Here is a 16,589-nt window from a genome sequence, read left to right as displayed (position 1 = left end):
CGCCTTCGCGAGCAGGCTCGCTCCCACAGGAATCAAGCAAGGTGGTGGATCACTGGTTATTACGACTACGCCAAGCCAGAATTCGAAACCCTCCGCCTAAAAGCAAACCAATATCATTTGCGCACTCCCCGTCCTTTTGCTTTAATCGCGACCCATTCTTATTTAGACCGGTAACGGTCGTCTTGGACGCTTGCGCAAATGACCGTCGCCGATGCCTCGCTCGTGCAAAATCTCTACCTCAGCCACCACCGTTGGCTGCACGAGCTATTGCGTCGACGCCTGAGCAATGCGATGGATGCCGCCGACCTCGCCCACGACACCTTCGTCCGCGTGCTCAAGCGCCCGCAAACCTTCAATGGTGAAGTCCACGAGCGCTCCCATCTGGCGACCATTGCCAGGGGTTTGTGCGTCGATCACTGGCGCCGTCGGCAACTCGAGCAGACCTGGCTCGACACCCTCGCCAGCCGCCCGCCCGCTGTGCAGCCGTCGCCCGAGCAACGGGCGATCATCGTCGAAACCTTGCACGAAGTGGACGCCATGCTCCAGCGCTTGCCGCAACGGGTCAGCGCGGCGTTCATCCTCGCCCAGCTGCACGGCATGCCGTACAAACTGATCGCCGCACAGATCGGCGTCAGCGAGCGGATGATCAAGAAATATCTGGCGCAGGCGATGATGCATTGCGCGATCCTCGAAGCTGAACTCGACGGCTTGTTGATTGAATAGCCCGGTGAACAAACTCAGCCACGCCAGCCTTGAGCAAGCCGCGAACTGGTACGTGCAATTGCATGACGAACAGCTCGCCGAGCCTGAGCGTCTGCGTTGGCAGGCGTGGCTGGCGCAAAGCCCCGAGCATCAGGCCGCATGGCGCTATGTCGAACGGGTGGGTCAGCGGTTTGCGCCATTGCAGAACGAAAGCGAAGCCGTCAGCCACGCCCTGCGCAACAGTGCGCGCAACTCGATCAGCCGCCGCCAGTCGCTCAAAGGTTTGCTGATTCTCGCGGCCACCGGGCTGGCGGGCTGGGCGGTCGGGCGCAATACGCCGCTGCTGGACTCGGTCGAACGCCTGAACGCGGACCTCTCCACCGGCACCGGGGAAACCCGCGAAGCCACACTAAGCGACGGCAGTCGAATCTGGCTCAACGCCTTGAGCGCCTTGAATGTGCGTTTCGATGCCCGCCAGCGTTTGCTGCAACTGCGCGCCGGCGAAGTGCTGATCGACACCGCGAAAGACCTCGGCCGAACCTTTTGGGTCGAGACCGAACAGGGCCGGATGCGTGCGCTGGGTACGCGCTTCAGCGTACGCCAGACGGATCGCAACACGCTGCTGAATGTCTACGAGGGCGCCGTTGAGGCCACTAACCACCAAGGCGAAAGCCAAGTGGTGCAGGCCGGTCAGCAACTGGTATTCAGCGCAGGCCGCTTCCACGCCCCGACCAAAGCGGATCCATCCCGCGAAGCCTGGCGCCGGGGCGTGTTGCTGGCCGATAACCTGCCGCTGGGCGAACTGATCGAACAACTCAGCGAATATCGGCCGGGGCATCTGCATTGCGATCCGACCGTGGCCGCGCTGCCGGTGATGGGTTCATTCCCGCTCAACGACACCGATCAAGCCTTGCGTCTGCTGGAAGCGGCGCTGCCGATCCGCGTCGATAAAACCTTCAACTGGTGGGTCAGCGTCGGACCCACAGCCTGAGGATTTTTCCCATCAAGGTTCCCTTTTTGCGGGTTCATTCGGTTAACCCTCAGCAGCCCTCATTTCGTTGATCACCCCCGGAAACTCCATGTTGCGCGTCACCCTCGCCCGCTGTCGTTTTGCTCTGGCCATGGCATCTGCCGTGCCGGGGTTGTGCGTGTCGATGGCGCTGGCAGATGTGCAGAAGCAGCATTACGCAGTGGCGCCAGGCTCCTTGGTCGCGGTACTCAACCATTTCGCCGAACAGAGCGGTGTGTTTATCGCCGGTCACAATGATCTGGCAGCGAACAAACACAGTCCCGGCCTGAACGGCGATTACACCCCGCAACAGGCCCTGCAAATCCTCCTCAAGGGCAGCGGCTTGCAAGCGCAGCGCCTGAGCGGCGGCGGTTATGTCCTGCGCGGCACAGCCACTGCAGATCCATTGCAACTGGACGCCACCAACATCAGCGGCAAAACCCTCGGCGCCATCACCGAGGACACTCACGCCTACACCACCGGCCTCAGCGCCTCCGCCACCGGCCTGCCACTGTCCCTGCGCGAAACCCCGCAATCGGTCACGGTGATCACCCGTCAGCAACTCGACGACCAGGGCGCCAACGGCATTGCCGACGTGTTGCGCCGCGCGCCGGGCATCAGCGTGCAGAACTACGACAGCGAGCGCTGGGAGTTTTCCAGCCGTGGCACGCCGATCAGCAATTTCCAGTACGACGGGGTCAACACCGACTACGACGGCGTCTACGATTACGGCACAACCAGCACCGACATGGCGACCTTCGACCGCGTCGAAATCATCAAGGGTGCCACGGGCCTGATGACCGGCTCGGGCGACCCGTCGGCCACGGTCAACCTGATCCGCAAACGACCGACGCCCGCGTTCAAAGCCTCACTCAGCGCCAGCGTTGGTTCGTGGGACAACTACCGCAGCGAATTCGACATCGCGGGGCCGTTCAACGACAAGCTGCGCGCGCGCTTCGTCGGTGTCCATCAAGAGCGCAGCGCCTACGCCGATCACTACCAGAACAGCAAAGACATCGCCTACGCCATCGTCGAAACCGACCTGACCCCGGACACTCTGTTGACCGTTGGTTTCGATCAACAGAACACCCGCTCACGCGGCGCCACCTGGACCGGTTTCCCGATGTTCAACAGCGACGGTTCGCGGACGAATTTCTCGCGCTCGTTCAACCCGGCAACCGACTGGAGCCGCCGCGATTTCATCAATCAGACTTTGTTTGCCGCCGTCACCCGGCAATTGCAAAACGACTGGGCACTGAAAATCAGCTACGACCGCAAACACCGCGAGCACGACATCTTGCTCGGCTCTGCCAGCGGCGGCAATCCGGACCCGGTGAGCGGCGACGGCATGTTCCTCTACATGGGCAAATTCAAGGGCGACGAGGTGCAGGACAACCTCGATATCAACCTCGGCGGGCCGTTCAACCTGTTCGGTCGCGAGCACCAGTTGCTGGTCGGCTTCATGTCGATGAATACCCGCCAGGACAACCCGGTCTATGGCTCGGTGTATCCGCCCCTGAACGGCAGCATTTTCGACTGGCACGGCGAGTTCGCCAAACCCGATATCCCGCAGATCGGTACGGATGCCATCCGCCAGCGTCAGACCGGCGCATACGTCTCGACGCGCTTGAGGGCCAGCGACGATCTGGCGCTGATCCTCGGCGCACGGGTCAGCGATTTCAGCGCCAGCGATCACCTCGACTACAGCGACCCGAATACGGCCAATGTCCGCGACGGCTACCGCCAGACCGGTGTGATCACGCCGTATACCGGTGCGGTCTATGACCTCGATGACACCTACTCGCTCTACACCAGTTACACGCGCATTTATCAACCGCAATTGAGCAAGGACGCCGCGCGTCAGGTGCTCGACCCGGTGCAGGGCGACAGCTATGAGGCTGGGATAAAAGCCGAGTATTTCGACGGTCGGGTCAACGCCAGTTTCGCCGTGTTTCGCATCGAGCAGGACAACGTCGCCGAACAGGTCAGCGGCTTCGACAATCAGGCGGTGTACCGCGCCGTGCAAGGTGCGACTACAAAGGGTTTCGAGTTCGAACTGGCCGGTGAAATCGCCGACGGCTGGAACCTCTCCGCCGGCTACGCCTACAACCACACCCGCGATGCCAAGGGTGATGCGGTTTACGCTTCGATCCTGCAAACCACCGCGCCGGAGCAATTGGTGCGGCTGTTCAGCAGCTATCGCCTCCCCGGCGTCTGGCAACACCTGACGCTGGGTGGCGGCGTCAGTTGGCAGAGTGAGTTTTTCGGCGACGTATTCCAGCCCGGGGCCAACCAAAACGTGCGCATCACGCAGGACAGTTACTACCTGGTCGACGCGATGGCCCGTTACCGTTTCAACGAGCACCTGAGCACGTCGCTCAACATCAAGAACCTCTTCGACAAGAGCTACTACACCGGCCTTGGCAACTTCGGCACCGGTTTCTACGGCGAACCGCGCAACCTGCAACTGACGGCGCGCTGGGATTTCTGACGCGCATTTTGTCGATCTACGGCACCGGCAATCGACCAAGGACTGACTACGCTGTAAATCCTGCGTGTCTAACCTGCCGAGGACGACTGCCATGCAACGCTTTCAAAAACTCACCCCGTGCCTGTGGTTCGACGATCAGGCCGAAGCCGCCGCGAAGTTCTACTGCTCGATCTTCGATCACTCGAAAATCACCGGCCTGACCCACTACAGCAAGGTCGGCCAGGAATTTCACGGCAAGCCGGAAGGTGCGGTGATGACCGTCAGTTTCGAGCTCGACGGCCAGACCTTCACTGGGCTCAACGGTGGGCCGATGTTCAAATTCAGCGAGGCGATTTCGTTTCAGGTCAATTGTCAGAATCAGGAAGAAGTCGACCATTTCTGGGGCCATCTGTCCGAGGGCGGCCCCGTCGAAGCCCAGCAATGCGGCTGGCTCAAGGACAAGTTCGGCGTGTCGTGGCAGATCGTGCCGGTGGCCTTCATGCACATGATGCTGGACCCGGACACCGCCAAGTCGCAGCGGGCGATGCAGGCCATGTTCCAGATGAAAAAACTCGACATTGCCGAACTCGAACGGGCCTTTGCCGGCCAGAGCTAATACACTGGCGTCCTGGCCTGCCGGGAATAACAACAATGAAACACGTTGCCGCCAAAAACCCTGAAAAAGCCCCGCGTTTCTGGCGCGACGCGGCGCTGCCATTCATTGAAGCGCGGGCCATCGCCGATGGTCGTGAAGTCTGCTACGCGCGGCACTCCCACGCGCACTTTTCCATTGGCGCAATCACCGCCGGGCGCAGCACGTATGTGCATGAGCAGGCGCAGTTCGAGGTCGCGGCGGGCACCGTGGTGCTGATGAACCCCGGCGATGTGCATGCGTGCAATCCGATCGATGACCTGCCCTGGTCGTATGTGATGCTGTATGTCGAAACGCCTTGGCTGACGGATTTGCAGCATCAGTTGGGGTTCAGTGCCGAACTCGAGTTTCGGCGGTTTTCCGACACGCATCTGCAGGACGCAGGATTGTTTCGCGACCTGATCGCGCTTTACGAGGTATTGGTCGACGAGCAACAGGATGTCTTGCGTAAACAAAGCGCGGCAGTGGAATTCTTCAGCGACCTGCAACTGCACCTCAACCCTGCCGGGCCGTCGCTGCGCGAACCGAATTTCAAACTTGAACGCGCGGCTGACTTCATCCGCGAGCACTGCACCGAGCTGCTGAACCTCGACGACATCTGCGCGGCGGCGCAGCTGTCACCGTCATACCTGATCCGCGCCTTCAAACAGCATTACGGCATGACGCCCCACGCGTTTCTGGTCAACCAGCGCATCCAGTTTGCCCGCGAGCGTTTGCGCAGCGGGCAGTTGATTGCGGATGTGGCGCTTGAGGCAGGGTTTGCCGATCAGGCGCATTTTCAGCGGGCGTTCAAGCAGCATCTGGCGGCAACGCCCGGCCAGTATCGCGGCTGACACCTCATCTGAAACTCCCACAGGGTCAGATGACAAAACTCTGGCCAACACATTCAGATATTGACATATCGGTAAATTCCGATATCGTCGCGACATGGAACTACTCGAAATCTTCAAAGCCCTCTCGAACCGTACACGCCTGGAAATCCTCAAAGGCCTGAAGGATCCCGAGAAACACTTTCCTCCCCAGGATGAGGGTGACGTGCACACGGTGGGCGTTTGCGTCAGCAGTATTCAGGAAGGCGTCGGGCTGTCGCAGTCGACGGTGTCTGATTATCTGGCGACGCTGCAACGCGCCGGCCTGGTGGAAGTCAGGCGCATCGGCCAATGGACCTATTACAAACGCAACGAAGCAGCGATCAGCGCGCTGGCCGAGATCATCGGCAGCGAGCTGTAATTTTTTGCCCCAATATATCTAGAATTCCCGATATCCCTTTTTACCGAAACGAGGAAATGCCATGAAAGCGATGATCCTTACATCATTTGGCGGCGCGCAATCGTTCGAACTGTGCGACGTACCCAAGCCTGTGCCACAAGCCGGAGAAGTCCTGGTACGGGTGCACGCCACCTCCATCAATCCGCTGGATTATCAGGTTCGCCGTGGCGACTATGCCGATCTGGTGCCCCTCCCCGCCATTACCGGGCACGACGTCTCCGGCGTTGTCGAAGCCGTCGGGCCGGGTGTGACGGCGTTCGTGCCGGGTGACGAAGTCTGGTACACCCCGCAGATTTTCGGCGGGCCAGGCAGTTATGCCGAGTACCACGTCGCGGCCGAAAACATTATCGGCAAGAAGCCGTCCGCACTGAGCCATCTTGAAGCGGCGAGCCTGAGTCTGGTTGGCGGAACGGCGTGGGAAGCGCTGGTCGTGCGAGCCGCGCTCAGAGTCGGCGAAAGCATCCTGATCCACGGCGGCGCAGGCGGTGTCGGCCATGTGGCGATCCAGTTGGCCAAAGCCATTGGTGCGAAGGTCTTCACCACCGTTCGCGAAGGCAATTTCGAGTTCGCACGGCGCATGGGTGCCGATGTGCTGATCGACTACGAAAAGGAGGATTACGTTGATGCGATTCTGCGGGAAACCGATGGCCGCGGTGTCGACGTGGTGTTCGACACCATCGGCGGCGACACCCTGTCGCGCAGTCCCGACGCGCTCGCACAGCTTGGCCGCGTGGTGTCGATTGTCGACCTTGCCCGGCCACAAAACCTGATTCAGGCCTGGGGCAAGAACGCCAGCTACCACTTCGTGTTCACTCGACAGAATCGCGGCAAGCTCGATGAGTTGAGCGCGTTGATCGCCAACGGTCAGTTGCGCCCGCACGTTGGCGCGGTCTATCCGCTGGCCGACATCGGCCTCGCCCATGCCTTGCTGGAAACGCCCAACAACGGCGTCCAAGGGAAGATCGCGATTGCCGTCGCGCCGTCACCCGAACTCGCCAATCGCTGAACCCAGTGCAAGGAGAACACCATGATTTATGAAATCGCTTTACTGCCTGTTCACACAGGGAAAACCGAAGCCTTCCGGCAGGCATTTGCCGAGGTCGAGCCACTGCTCATGCGCGCACAGGGTTACGGCGGACACCTGCTCGCACAAGGCATCGAGACGCCCGAGGTTTTCAATCTGATCGTGCGCTGGCAATCACTTGAGGATCACACGCCGGGGTTTGAAGCGAGTGAGGACCATCGGCTGTTCATGCTGAGGCTGGAGGAATATTTTGCCGAAGAGCCGAAGGTTTATCACATTGAGGGTGGCGCTTTTCAGCAGCCGTTCGACTAATCTGCGGCAGTGACGCCCGATCAATGTGGGAGCGAGCTTGCTCGCGAATGCGGTGGAACAGTCAGCACATCCATTGACTGACACACCGCTTTCGCGAGCAAGCTCGCTCCCACAGGGTCAAGTGAACAACAAGTAGATTGCGCTCAGTGCCAACAACCCCGCCATGCTCCGATTGAACCAGCGCATCCCCGCCGCATTGCTCAGATACCCGCGCAAGAACGTCCCGGCATACACCCAGCAGCCCACCGACAGATAACAGATCACCAGATACACCGCCGCAAACTGCCAGACCAGCCGCGCCTCGCCATCGGCGACAAATGCGCCCATCCCTGCGACGCAGGCCAGCCAGGCTTTCGGGTTGAGCCACTGCATCACCGCGCCGTACAGCATCGACGGCGCCCGTCCTGAATCTCCGGCATTCAACTGCCCGTCATCCATGGCCAGTTTCCACGCCATGAACAGCAGAAACGCGACACCAGCCAGTTGCACCACCCGGGTCATGAACGGCCAGAGTTTCAGCACCTCGTGCAGGCCCAGCCCCATCAGCACCAGCAGCAACACAAATCCTAACGTGGCCCCGGCGACATGCCGCTGACTGGCGCGAAAACCGAACTGCGCCCCGGAACTCAGCGCCACAATGTTCACCGGCCCCGGCGTGATCGACGCCGCCAGCGCAAACGCCGCCATGGAAACAATCAGACTCATCGCACACCTGCTTCAAATCGAGGAACAAGGTGCTCACGGTAGCGAGCACCCGGTCCTCGGTATTGAAGAAAATGCCCCTGACCACACATATCCCTTGTGGGAGCGAGCCTGCTCGCGAATGCGTCAGTTCAGTCAACGCGACTTTGAATGGCCCACCGCTTTCGCGAGCAAGCTCGCTCCCACATAAAAGCTGTGTTCAGTCCAGGCGCGGCACGGTGAAGCGGAACTCGCTGCCCTGCCCCAGCTCGCTCTCGGCGAAGATCCGCCCGCCATGGGCTTCGACGATGCCTTGGGTGATGTACAAACCCAGGCCCGTACCGGTCGGATTGCCCTCTTTCACCGTCCAGTAACGATCGAACACGTGCGGCAGGTGCTCCTTGGGAATGCCCTCGCCGCTGTCGCGCACGGTGAAGACAATGTCATCGCCGACCGACGTCGCATGCACGCCCACCCTGCCCAGTCGCGGAGTGAATTTGATCGCGTTGCCGACCAGATTGGACAGCACCTGGAACAGCCGCTCAGGGTCGGCGTGGATGCGCAGATCAGGATCGGCGGCAAAGGAAATGCTGATGTCCTTGTCCAGCGCCAGCGGCGCAAGCAGTGCCTGCGCTTCTTCGAACATCTGCCCGACGTCGAGTTTTTGCGGGGTGATGGAGTAGCGCCCGGCATCGATTTTCGAGGTATCGAGCAAATCCTCCAGCAGCGTATTCATGCGTCCGGCAGCCTGTTGCATGGTGTCGATGGCCGTGGAAATCCGCCGCGAAGTGTGCGGGCCGTCCGAGCTGAAAGCCTTCTGCATCATGCCGCAGAGCATCGAGATCACGGTCATCGGGTTACGCAGATCGTGCGACACCACCGCCACCAGCTCATCGCGGGCGCGCACCGCTTCCTGTTCACGGTGTACTTGCCGGGCCAGATCGTTTTCCAGTGCCGAACGGCGCAGATCATTGGCGGCGAACAAATCACCGTGGCTCCACTTGGTAGAGATCCCGGCCATCTCGACTTTCCAGATTTCGAACGAGGTGCGCGGGCGCAAACGCAGGCCGGCGTCGGAGTTTTCCAGGTCCAGCGGCTTGCGCGGATCGCCGCTCCAGTTGATGTTTTCCTTGACCTCGGGCCGGAACCAGAACACGCCGTTGTCCACCGGTTTCGGCAGGCTCATGGCGAGCACGCCGCTGGCCACTGGCTGATACTGCGCGGCCGGCGGGTAGACGCTGACCAGGTTATGACTGGTGAAAACCGCCTCGCCGCGTTCCTGCAGCCATCTGTGCAAAGCTCGGATCTCTTCCGGTTCCGGGCAGTTGCCGAAGCGATGCAGTTGTTTGTCTTCAATGATCGCGATACCGCCGGCATTGGTCAGAGCCATCAGGGTTTGCGGCTGATTGGCCAGACCGTCGAAGACATTTTGCGGCGAGTCGATCATCGCTTGATTGAGCAACGCCAACGCCTCGACTTTTTCCTCACGCTGACGGCTGATCTCCAACGCTTCCATGGCGCTGATCTGCAGCGACAGCACTTGGCCGATGGTCTGACACGCCGCGCGCAATTCGTGCGGCACGTGCAACGGCTGGCGATTGCCGCAGCTGATCAAGCCCCAGAGCTTGTCGCCCTTGAGCAGGGAAATGCTCATCGAGGACAGCACGCCCATGTTCTTCATGTACTGGCAGTGGATCGGCGACACGCTGCGCAGCGTGGCGAAACTCAGGTCCAGCGGCGTGTCGGTGTCCGGGCGCAACTTCGGCAACAGCGGCACCGGTTGGTAGTCGGCATTGGGGATGATCCGCAGCCAGTTGGTGCGATACAGCTCGCGCGCCTGTTCGGGAATATCCGAGGCCGGGAAAAACAGGCCATTGAACACTTCCATCGACGGGTCAGAGGCCTCGGCGATGACCTGACCGTGGCCCTCCTCCTCGAAACGATAGATCAGCACCCGGTCGTAACCGGTCATGGCCTGGATTTCCTTGACGCTGATGTCGTACAGCGCCTGTAACGTGGTGGCCGCTTGCAGACGCTGGAGCATGCGCCCCAGATGGGTCTGGTTGCCGGCGACGTTGCGTGGTTGGAAGTTTTCGACGTGGATTTCCAGCTCCAGAATCAGCACGCCCTGATGCCGATGCAGCAGGCCCTCGAACGCGGTGCCGTTGAGCTTGAAGCGCAGCGGCTGCAAGTCTGACAGCGACGGTTGCAGCAAGGCTTCGCGCACTTGTACCGCTTCGGCGTCGCCGATCAGGCTTTCCAGCGGCTCGCCGATCAGGCTCTGCGGCTCCCGGGCCAGCAGAGGTTCGACGTTGGCGCTGACCTGAATGATCGCCAGTTCAGGCTCACTCAGGGTCAGCAACAATCCGTGGGGCTGGATCGCACCGGGGAAACGAATCGGTTCGTCGGCACAGTTGGCCAGCAGTTCTTCAAAGTCTTGTTTGTCTTGCGGAGTCATGCCAGTACCTCCCGGCTTTCGAGCCAGCGCTCGAAACAGCTGAATGTGGTTTGTGCGGCGGTGACGACAGCGGCGCGCTCGGCGGCGCTCATTGGTCGACTGCCGAGGTATTCGATGAAGTCACGCCAGCGCCGACCCGTGGCGGCGCCGTAGATATCGAGAAAGGCCGCGCCGTTATTGGCTTCCAGGCCTAATCGTGAAGAGATTTCGCGGCGCAGAATCTGCCCGCCGAGCGTCGCGCCTTCGAGGACGTAGAGCACGCCAAGGCAGGCAGCGCTTGAGTCGATGAGCGGCAACTGCTCGCACTGCGGCAGGCTTTGCAGCGCTGCGGCAGATACGCCCAGGGCTAGCAGGTCGGCGCGCAGGGTTGGCGTTTTGAGACGAGGCGTCAGTTCAAAATCGGCAGGAATTGCATCGCTGCGTAGCAAGGCGTTTTCCAGCGGCAGATAGAAGCCGTAATAAGCCTGCATCAGCCGCACAAAAGCCTGCGTATCGAGAGCATCGGAGAAAAAAGGAAGGCGTTTTTCCAGTGCGATGTGCAGTTCGGCAGTGCCGGCTCGCAGATCTTGCAGCACCGGTGGCACATAAACTTCACGGGCCTTTGCTTGCATGTAGATCGCTCTTGGTGGGGCCGCCTGGGGCCAAACGGGGTGGGTACAACGCCGGCGAAATTTTACACGGCTATCGCCGTTTCTGACCGGATGGATAGCTTTTTCTGCCGAAACCATCAACCTCTGATTGATTCAGAGTGAAGGCATCTGCAAAAAGTTCGACCGCGATGCCCAACAGCGCCGGGCGCTGTACCGCGACAGCGCTGCGTGACTGTATGGGTCTGAGCGCGTTGGGGCTGTGATAAAAATATCGCTCTCGTTACTGGAGTGCCGCCATGGATCTCGCCACGCTCATCCTGTTTCTTCCGGCCTGTTTCGCCCTGAACATGGCCCCCGGACCGAACAATCTGCTGTCGGTCAGCAACGCCACGCGTTATGGCTTTCGCCGCGCCTGCACCGCCGGTATCGGACGGATTCTGGCGTTCGCCGGGATGATTGCGCTGGCCGGCGCGGGTTTGTCGGTGGTGCTGCAGACCTCGGAATGGCTGTTCCATGCGATCAAGATCATTGGCGCGGCGTATCTGCTGTATCTGGCCTGGCAGTTGTGGCGGGCCAATCCTGAGGCCGAGCAGCTGGTAACGGGCGCGAGCGTTGGCTTCTTCGCGTTGGCGCGGCAGGAGTTTCTGGTGGCGGCGGGCAATCCGAAGGCAATCCTGTTGTTTACCGCGTTTCTGCCGCAGTTCGTCGACCCGGCGCGCCCGGTGCCTGCGCAATTTGCGGTGCTGGGCGTGCTGTTTCTGCTGCTGGAGTGGATCGCCATCAGCGCCTACGCGTGGATGGGCCTGCACATGCGTCGTTGGTTCGCCGAGCCGCGCGGCAAGCGGATTTTCAATCGTTGCTGCGCAGGCCTGCTCTCGGCGGCGGCTTCGGTGCTGTTGCTGGCGAAGCGCGCTTAAGCCTCCGACGGGCCTTTGAGTTCGACCTGATTGCCGTCCGGGTCGAAGCAATACAGTGACAAGCCTTTGCCCTCGGCGCCGAAGCGTGACTCGGCTTTTGCCACGCTCAGGCCGAACGTTTGCAGATGTGCAATCAGCGCTGCTTCATCGAACGGTTCGATGCGCAGGCAGAAGTGATCGACGTTACGCCGCTCGGCCCCGGCCGCCCCGCCGCCCTTGCGGCCGAGTTCGCCTTGCAGGTCGACGAGGTCGATCATCGAAGTGCCGGCGCGCAGGTGTATCAGGCCCAGCGGTTCGTTGCGCTTGACCACTTCGGCGCCGAAGACCCGGCCGTAGAATTCGATGCTGCGTTGCAGATCGGCGACGCGCAGGACGATGTGATCGATATGTTGGATCGTGAAGGGATGCATGGGTTGGTTCCTCACATTCAGCGACCCGGTCATTGTGGTGCAGAATCGAGAAAATTCACTGTCGATTTTTCGGTGGAGCCATCGACAAACTGGTTTTACTCTCAGCCCATGAACATACAAACCGCTGTCCTGCCGCCCCACGCCGAGATGGTTCGCGCCATGCTCGAACGCGACACTGCCTATGAAGGCGTGTTCTTCACGGCCGTGAAAACCACCGGGATCTTCTGCCGCCCCAGCTGCACGGCGCGCAAGCCGAAACCGGAGAACGTCGAGTTTTTCGCCCATGCCGACGAATGCCTGTCGGCCGGATATCGCGCCTGCCTGCGCTGCAAACCGCTGGACGCCGCCGCCATTGCGCCGGACTGGGTGCAGCGTTTGCTCAAAGCCGTGGAGACCGACCCGGAGCTGCGCTGGAGCGATGCGCAACTGCTCGCCGAAGGTATCGAGCCGCTGAAGCTGCGGCGCTGGTTCAAGCAACATTTCGGCATGACCTTCCACGCCTGGTTGCGCACGCGCCGGCTGGGCATGGCGCTGGGCGGGATCAAGCAAGGCACCTCGATTGATCACGCCGCGTTTGATTCGGGTTATGAGTCGCTCAGCGGGTTTCGCGATGCCTTTCAGAAGTCTTTTCACATCACCCCCGGCCGCGTCGCGCAGAGTGAACCGCTGCTGTTCACCCGGTTGACCACACCGCTGGGGCCGATGATCGCCATGGCCGAGCGCCGTGGGCTGGTATTGCTGGAGTTTCTCGATCGCCCGGCGCTGACCCGCGAAGTCGAGGAGCTGCAAAACCGCTACGGCTACGCAGTCGCGCCGGGGCACAACGCGCATTTGCAGCAGATCGAGCAGCAATTGACGGCGTATTTCGCCGGCAAACTCAGCGAGTTCAGCGTGCCGCTGCACTTGCCCGGCAGCGAGTTTGCCCGGCAGGTCTGGTCAGCGTTGCTGCAAATCCCCTACGGCCACACCAGTACATACGGCGCCATCGCCGCCGGTTTGGGCAAACCTGGCGCCAGTCGTGCGGTCGGTCTGGCCAACGGACACAATCGGCTGTCGATCGTGGTGCCCTGCCATCGGGTGATCGGCGCAGACGGCTCGCTGACCGGCTATGGTGGTGGGCAGCCGCGCAAGGCGTTTCTGCTACGGCTGGAAAACGCCGCCGTGCAACTCACCCAACAATTGGCATTCTGACCAACCCCATCAACTGACAAGAAGGATTTTTGATGAACGCGCTCGCTACGCAGTTTCACCAGTTGCACCAGCAAGGCCTGTTGATTCTGACCAACGTCGCCGACGCCACCGGCGCGCGACTGGTCGAGCATCTGGGCGGCAAAGCCGTGGCCACCAGCAGTGCGGCGGTGGCCTGGGCCCACGGTTATCCGGACGGTAACGCCCTGCCCCTCGAACGGCTGGTGTCGACGGTGGAATCGATCGCGCGAGTGATCAGCATTCCGTTGACCGTGGACGTCGAGGCCGGTTACTCCGATGACCTCGGACGCGTGGCCGAGGTGCTGGATGCGGTGATCGCGGCGGGTGCCGTGGGGATCAATATCGAGGACGGCTCTGCGGATCCGGAGTTGCTCGCGCGCAAGATCGAAGTGGCGCGACAGGTTGCCGGCAAACGCGATGTCCAGTTGTTCATCAATGCGCGCACCGATGTCTATCTGAAAAGCCTGGTGCCGGCCGAAGATCGCGTCGCCGAAACCCTGCGCCGCGCGGCGCTGTATCAAGCGGCCGGCGCCGATGGTTTGTTCGCGGCGGGCGCCACGTCGGCCTATGAAATCGAGGCCATCTGCAAGGGTACTGCGCTGCCAGTCAACGTGCTTGGCTTTGCTTGCCTGCCTTCGCCGCAAGAGCTGCAAGCGCTGGGCGTGCGCCGCTTGAGCGCGGGTTCCGGCATCGCCGAATTCCTCTATGGCGCCATGGGCGGGCTGGTGAAAAGCTTTCTGGCCAGCGGCAAACTCGATACCCATGACCTCAAGGCCTTCACCTATGGCGAAGTCAACGGCTTGCTGAAATAACATGCCTGACGCTTATCAGGCGGCCAGCGCGTTTCTGGCCGCGCTCGATCCGCACTGGCAGCGCCATATCGCAGCGATCGGCCCGTGCCTGCATCAACCGCATCCGGCGCGTGATCCGTACGAATCGCTGGTGCGGGCGATTGCTTATCAGCAACTGCATGCCAAGGCCGGAGATGCGATTGTCGGGCGGCTGGTGGGGTTGTTTCCCGGGCAGTCGTTTCCGCGTCCCGAGCAGATTCTGGCGACGGAGTTTGATCGCATGCGCGGTTGTGGGTTTTCGGCGAGCAAGATTGCGACGATTCAGGGGATTGCTCAGGCGACGCTGGATGGCGTGGTGCCGGATTACGCCATGGCGTTGGCGATGGATGACGAGGCGCTGATTGAGCGTTTGGTCAGTTTGCGCGGGGTGGGTCGCTGGACGGTGGAGATGTTGCTGATCTACAGCCTGGAGCGCATGGATATTTTGCCGGCGGATGATTTTGGTGTGCGTGAGGGGTATCGGCGGTTGAAGGGGCTGGAGGTGCAGCCGACGCGCAGGCAGATGGTCGAGATCGGATTGGGGTGGAGCCCTTATCGGACGGTGGCGGCTTGGTATTTGTGGCGGGTGCCGAAACCGCTGCCCTCACCCTAGCCCTCTCCCAGTGGGAGAGGGAACTGATTGGGGGATATTGGAGATTTACGCCGACTTGAAATAGCGTCTGTGAATCCATGATCGCCAAGACTTAGATCCATAATCGACTCGGTTTTTCAGGTCGATGTATAACGCCAGACACCTCGGTCGGCCCCCTCTCCCGGAGGGAGAGGGTACTGATTGGGGGAGATTGGAGATTTACGTCGACCTGAAATAGCGCCTCTGAATTTATGATCGCCAAGACTTAAATCCATAATCGACCCGGTTTTTCAGGTCGATGTATAACGCAAGACACCTCGGTCGGCCCCCTCTCCCTCCGGGAGAGGGCTGGGGTGAGGGTCTGCTTTTCACAGCCCCGACTTCAACCGACTGAACGCCCGGATCAGCGCCCGATTGAACGCCTTGCCATTGTCATTCTTGCTGTACAGCGTGGCCCTGACGTCGGCCGACGGATACGTCCCCGGATCATTGCGAATCGACGCGTCCACCAAACCATCCGCCGCCGTAATAGCGTTGGCGTAATGAATGGTGTCAGTGATCGGCGCAATCACCTCCGGCGTCATCAAATAATCCATCAATGCCAACCCCGCCTGCGGATGCGGCGCGTCCTTGGGCACGACCATGGCATCGAACCAGATCAACGTGCCCTCTTTCGGAATCCGGTAACTCAACTTGAACGGCTTCTGCGCCGCTTCCGCCTGCCCCGCCGCGATCGCCACATTGCCGTTCCACGACATCGCCACGCAAGTATTGCCGTTGGCCAGATCGCTGATATTCAGGTCATTGTCAAAGTAGCGAATGTACGGCCGGATCTTCGCCAGTTGCTGCTCGGCGCGTTTCAAGTCATCGAGGTTCTGTCGGTTTATATCCAGCCCCATGTACTTCATGACAGCGGCGAATACTTCGTTGGGATCGTTGAGCAGACTCACCCCGCAATCAGCGAATTTCGCCACCACCGCCGGATCGAACAACATCGCCCAACTGTCCGTCGGCGCATCCGGCAAACGCTGCTTGATCGCCTGCTCCTGATAGCCGACGCCAGTGGTGCCCCAAGCGTAAATCCCGGCGTAACGATTGCCTGGATCGAAAACCGCCATGTGCTGGCGAAACTCCTCGCCAACCCCGGCAAAGTGCGGGACTCGGGCCTTGTCCAGCGGCTGGATCGCGCCGCTTTCGATGGCCCGCGACAGATGCTGGCCGGCGGTCAACACCAGGTCGTAACCGCTGCGCCCGGTGAGCAGTTTGGTCTCGACAGTTTCCAGCGAATCGAAGTGATCAGCGACCACATGAATACCAGTCTTCGCCTCGAAACTCTTCAGCGTATCCGCCGCCAGGTACTCGCCCCAAATGTACAGATTAACCACCGGTTTCGCGCTGTCGGCGGCCTGCACACAAGGGTGCAAGCACCAGCAATAACGCTTGAGTCAGTTGGTGCAGGCGCAT

The 16,589-nt window shown here is 60.8% G+C and carries 16 protein-coding genes and 1 pseudogene; 12 read left to right on the top strand and 5 right to left on the bottom strand.

The annotated features are described in order from the left end of the window. The first annotated feature begins 198 nt into the window (after positions 1–198). The 8 genes from HUW52_RS14300 to HUW52_RS14265 all read left to right on the top strand — a co-directional run bounded on the left by HUW52_RS14300 (position 199) and on the right by HUW52_RS14265 (position 7,438). Positions 199–723: a sigma-70 family RNA polymerase sigma factor gene (locus HUW52_RS14300; RefSeq protein ID WP_016982911.1), complete on the top strand. Its 525-nt coding sequence runs from the start codon at positions 199–201 to the stop codon at positions 721–723. A 4-nt stretch (positions 724–727) separates the two neighbouring features. Next, positions 728–1,693 carry a FecR domain-containing protein gene (locus tag HUW52_RS14295; protein WP_175554008.1) on the top strand — a complete coding sequence of 322 codons (966 nt, stop codon included), beginning with the start codon at positions 728–730 and terminating at the stop codon, positions 1,691–1,693. A gap of 88 nt (positions 1,694–1,781) precedes the next feature. Next, positions 1,782–4,202 (top strand): TonB-dependent receptor, encoded by a 2,421-nt coding sequence (locus tag HUW52_RS14290; protein WP_175554007.1) that lies wholly within the window; start codon positions 1,782–1,784, stop codon positions 4,200–4,202. Between the two features lie 91 nt (positions 4,203–4,293). Next, positions 4,294–4,797, top strand: coding sequence for a VOC family protein (locus HUW52_RS14285; RefSeq protein WP_016982914.1), 504 nt, complete (start codon positions 4,294–4,296; stop codon positions 4,795–4,797). Positions 4,798–4,832: 35 nt separating this feature from the next. Continuing rightward, positions 4,833–5,666, top strand: coding sequence for an AraC family transcriptional regulator (locus tag HUW52_RS14280; RefSeq protein ID WP_175554006.1), 834 nt, complete (start codon positions 4,833–4,835; stop codon positions 5,664–5,666). Between the two features lie 94 nt (positions 5,667–5,760). After that, positions 5,761–6,063: a helix-turn-helix transcriptional regulator gene (locus tag HUW52_RS14275; protein ID WP_077572353.1), complete on the top strand. Its 303-nt coding sequence runs from the start codon at positions 5,761–5,763 to the stop codon at positions 6,061–6,063. Between the two features lie 61 nt (positions 6,064–6,124). Continuing rightward, complete coding sequence (locus tag HUW52_RS14270; protein ID WP_175554005.1) at positions 6,125–7,108, top strand: zinc-dependent alcohol dehydrogenase family protein; 984 nt, start codon at positions 6,125–6,127, stop codon at positions 7,106–7,108. A gap of 21 nt (positions 7,109–7,129) precedes the next feature. Further along, positions 7,130–7,438, top strand: coding sequence for an antibiotic biosynthesis monooxygenase (locus HUW52_RS14265; protein WP_175554004.1), 309 nt, complete (start codon positions 7,130–7,132; stop codon positions 7,436–7,438). A 117-nt stretch (positions 7,439–7,555) separates the two neighbouring features. Here the strand turns inward: HUW52_RS14265 and HUW52_RS14260 are convergent, their stop codons facing one another. The 3 genes from HUW52_RS14260 to HUW52_RS14250 form a co-directional block, all read right to left on the bottom strand. After that, a complete protein-coding gene (locus HUW52_RS14260; RefSeq protein ID WP_016982918.1) occupies positions 7,556–8,143 on the bottom strand; it encodes a LysE family translocator in 588 nt (195 codons plus the stop codon). 196 nt (positions 8,144–8,339) lie between these two features. After that, on the bottom strand, positions 8,340–10,577 hold the full coding sequence (locus tag HUW52_RS14255) for an ATP-binding protein (protein WP_175554003.1): 2,238 nt from the start codon (positions 10,575–10,577) through the stop codon (positions 8,340–8,342). Further along, entirely contained in the window at positions 10,574–11,188 is a 615-nt protein-coding gene (locus HUW52_RS14250; RefSeq protein ID WP_016985530.1) for a biliverdin-producing heme oxygenase, read from the bottom strand. Before HUW52_RS14250 ends, HUW52_RS14255 begins: the two co-directional genes overlap by 4 nt. A gap of 275 nt (positions 11,189–11,463) precedes the next feature. Between HUW52_RS14250 and HUW52_RS14245 the strand changes: the two genes are divergently transcribed. Continuing rightward, a complete protein-coding gene (locus HUW52_RS14245; RefSeq protein ID WP_175554002.1) occupies positions 11,464–12,084 on the top strand; it encodes a LysE family translocator in 621 nt (206 codons plus the stop codon). Here HUW52_RS14245 and HUW52_RS14240 read toward each other — a convergent pair. Beyond that, on the bottom strand, positions 12,081–12,494 hold the full coding sequence (locus HUW52_RS14240) for a VOC family protein (protein WP_175554001.1): 414 nt from the start codon (positions 12,492–12,494) through the stop codon (positions 12,081–12,083). The two genes, HUW52_RS14245 and HUW52_RS14240, sit on opposite strands and share 4 nt — an antisense overlap. A gap of 108 nt (positions 12,495–12,602) precedes the next feature. Here HUW52_RS14240 and HUW52_RS14235 point away from each other — a divergent pair, with 108 nt between their 5' ends. The 3 genes from HUW52_RS14235 to HUW52_RS14225 are packed head-to-tail and all read left to right on the top strand — an operon-like array spanning position 12,603 to position 15,146. Next, the gene (locus HUW52_RS14235; RefSeq protein ID WP_016985532.1) at positions 12,603–13,685 is read left to right on the top strand and encodes a bifunctional transcriptional activator/DNA repair enzyme AdaA; all 1,083 of its coding nucleotides are present in this window, start codon (positions 12,603–12,605) and stop codon (positions 13,683–13,685) included. 32 nt (positions 13,686–13,717) lie between these two features. Further along, positions 13,718–14,515 carry an isocitrate lyase/phosphoenolpyruvate mutase family protein gene (locus HUW52_RS14230; protein WP_016985533.1) on the top strand — a complete coding sequence of 266 codons (798 nt, stop codon included), beginning with the start codon at positions 13,718–13,720 and terminating at the stop codon, positions 14,513–14,515. 1 nt (position 14,516) lies between these two features. After that, positions 14,517–15,146: a DNA-3-methyladenine glycosylase gene (locus HUW52_RS14225; protein WP_175554000.1), complete on the top strand. Its 630-nt coding sequence runs from the start codon at positions 14,517–14,519 to the stop codon at positions 15,144–15,146. A 347-nt stretch (positions 15,147–15,493) separates the two neighbouring features. On the opposite strand, the pseudogene HUW52_RS14220 reads toward HUW52_RS14225, so the two are convergent. Next, positions 15,494–16,589, bottom strand: a pseudogene (locus HUW52_RS14220) (extracellular solute-binding protein).

The organism is Pseudomonas sp. 43A (genome assembly GCF_013363935.1).
Lineage (GTDB): Bacteria > Pseudomonadota > Gammaproteobacteria > Pseudomonadales > Pseudomonadaceae > Aquipseudomonas > Aquipseudomonas crudilactis.
The sequence above is the reverse complement of the archived record's forward strand: the minus strand, read 5'-3'. Positions and strand labels throughout refer to the sequence as shown.

Bases quoted from the DNA above. Each gene is read 5' to 3' on its own strand.
- HUW52_RS14235 (WP_016985532.1), top strand. From the start codon at position 12,603: ATGAACATACAAACCGCTGTCCTGCCGCCCCACGCCGAGATGGTTCGC.
- HUW52_RS14300 (WP_016982911.1), top strand. From the start codon at position 199: ATGACCGTCGCCGATGCCTCGCTCGTGCAAAATCTCTACCTCAGCCAC.
- HUW52_RS14260 (WP_016982918.1), bottom strand. From the start codon at position 8,143: ATGAGTCTGATTGTTTCCATGGCGGCGTTTGCGCTGGCGGCGTCGATC.
- HUW52_RS14225 (WP_175554000.1), top strand. From the start codon at position 14,517: ATGCCTGACGCTTATCAGGCGGCCAGCGCGTTTCTGGCCGCGCTCGAT.
- HUW52_RS14275 (WP_077572353.1), top strand. From the start codon at position 5,761: ATGGAACTACTCGAAATCTTCAAAGCCCTCTCGAACCGTACACGCCTG.
- HUW52_RS14270 (WP_175554005.1), top strand. From the start codon at position 6,125: ATGAAAGCGATGATCCTTACATCATTTGGCGGCGCGCAATCGTTCGAA.
- HUW52_RS14265 (WP_175554004.1), top strand. From the start codon at position 7,130: ATGATTTATGAAATCGCTTTACTGCCTGTTCACACAGGGAAAACCGAA.
- HUW52_RS14285 (WP_016982914.1), top strand. From the start codon at position 4,294: ATGCAACGCTTTCAAAAACTCACCCCGTGCCTGTGGTTCGACGATCAG.
- HUW52_RS14280 (WP_175554006.1), top strand. From the start codon at position 4,833: ATGAAACACGTTGCCGCCAAAAACCCTGAAAAAGCCCCGCGTTTCTGG.
- HUW52_RS14245 (WP_175554002.1), top strand. From the start codon at position 11,464: ATGGATCTCGCCACGCTCATCCTGTTTCTTCCGGCCTGTTTCGCCCTG.
- HUW52_RS14250 (WP_016985530.1), bottom strand. From the start codon at position 11,188: ATGCAAGCAAAGGCCCGTGAAGTTTATGTGCCACCGGTGCTGCAAGAT.
- HUW52_RS14290 (WP_175554007.1), top strand. From the start codon at position 1,782: ATGTTGCGCGTCACCCTCGCCCGCTGTCGTTTTGCTCTGGCCATGGCA.
- HUW52_RS14255 (WP_175554003.1), bottom strand. From the start codon at position 10,577: ATGACTCCGCAAGACAAACAAGACTTTGAAGAACTGCTGGCCAACTGT.
- HUW52_RS14230 (WP_016985533.1), top strand. From the start codon at position 13,718: ATGAACGCGCTCGCTACGCAGTTTCACCAGTTGCACCAGCAAGGCCTG.
- HUW52_RS14240 (WP_175554001.1), bottom strand. From the start codon at position 12,494: ATGCATCCCTTCACGATCCAACATATCGATCACATCGTCCTGCGCGTC.